Here is a 1,457-nt window from a genome sequence, read left to right as displayed (position 1 = left end):
GAGTCTTCGCCAGTTTGTGTGGTGAGGTTGTGGGCCTCGGCGTCGTTGCCGGGGCTTTCGTGTGTGCGGGTATGAGAGGGGCGTTCTTCTGTTAGGTTTGTTTCCGCCAAGAATAGAACCGAAGAACAGAGGAACGCCTGTGCCCACCATATCAGCCGGCGCGCTCAAGCGCATGCTGCACCTGCCCATGAACGTCGTGACCGGTATGCCGCGCATCGAGAAGGACCCGCGTGGCGGCGAAGTGGTCATCGTGCCGGTGCGCCCGTACGCGAGGGACACGCGCCGGTGTGCCGAATGCGGCGGGCGCGGCCGACCGTACGACCGTCTGCCCACGCGGCGCTGGCGGCATCTCGACGTCGGCTGCGCGAAACTCCTGCTGGAATACGCGCCGCCGCGCGTCGATTGCGCGGAGCACGGGGTGACGGTCGCGATGGTGCCGTGGGCGAGACGCAGGAGCGCGTACACGCGTGATTTCGAACGGCAGACGGCATGGTTGAGCGTGCACGCGCCCCGCAGCGCCGTAAGCCAACTGATGCGCATCGACTGGAAGAGCGTGGGGCCGGTCTGCAGACGGGTCGCCGACGACCTCAGGGCGGAGCAGGGCGCGGGCCTGTTCGACCATCTGCGTTCCATCGGCGTGGACGAGACCAGTTACAAGCGGGGATACAAGTACATGACCGTGGTCGTCGACCACGACCGGGGACGCGTGGTCTGGATGCACCAGGGTCACGGGGAGAAGGTCTTCGACCTGTTCTTCCAGACGCTCACGCCCGAACAGCGCGAATCCATCCGGGTGATCACCGGGGACGGGGCGCGGTGGATCGACGAGTGCGCGTTCCGCTGGTGCCCCACGGCCGAACGCATCCTCGACGGCTTCCACATCGTCAGCTGGGCGACCGACGCGCTCGACAAGGTCCGCACCGCCGCATGGCGCCGGGCCAGGAAGACGGGCACGGCCAGGAAGGGCGCGAAGGACCCGATCAAGGGCGCCCGGTGGGCCCTGCTGAAGAACGAAGCGGACCTGACCGCTGGTCAGAAGGCGCAATTGGAATGCGTCGCGAACACCGACGAGACCCTCTGGCAGGCATACAAGCTCAAGGAACGCCTCAGGATGATCCTCAGGCAGACGCCGGAGACGGCCGCGCCCCTGCTGCGCCAATGGGCCGCGGACGCGTTCCTGTCGGGCATCCCGGGATTCACGCCGCTCGGCGAGAAGATCGCCCGGCGTCACTTCGACATCCTCAGGACCATCCGCAGCGGACTATCCAACGCACGACTCGAGGCCGTCAACAACAGGATCAAGACCACCATCAAGATCGGCTACGGATACAGGAACCTCGACAACCTCATCGGCCTGGTCATGCTCAAATGCGGCGGACTCAACCTCAAACTCCCCGGACACCAATAAGCAGTAAGCCAGACAGAAGATTCACACCCACACAAACACCCGAAGAGCC

Annotated in this window: 1 protein-coding gene; it reads left to right on the top strand. The window is 65.2% G+C overall.

Annotated elements, in window-relative coordinates:
• Positions 1–139: 139 nt before the first annotated feature.
• Positions 140–1,408: an ISL3 family transposase gene (locus JS533_RS13625; protein ID WP_241515364.1), complete on the top strand. Its 1,269-nt coding sequence runs from the start codon at positions 140–142 to the stop codon at positions 1,406–1,408.
• Positions 1,409–1,457: the final 49 nt, after the last annotated feature.

The organism is Bifidobacterium amazonense (genome assembly GCF_018555435.2).
In the GTDB taxonomy this organism is placed as follows: domain Bacteria; phylum Actinomycetota; class Actinomycetes; order Actinomycetales; family Bifidobacteriaceae; genus Bifidobacterium; species Bifidobacterium amazonense.
The sequence above is the reverse complement of the archived record's forward strand: the minus strand, read 5'-3'. Positions and strand labels throughout refer to the sequence as shown.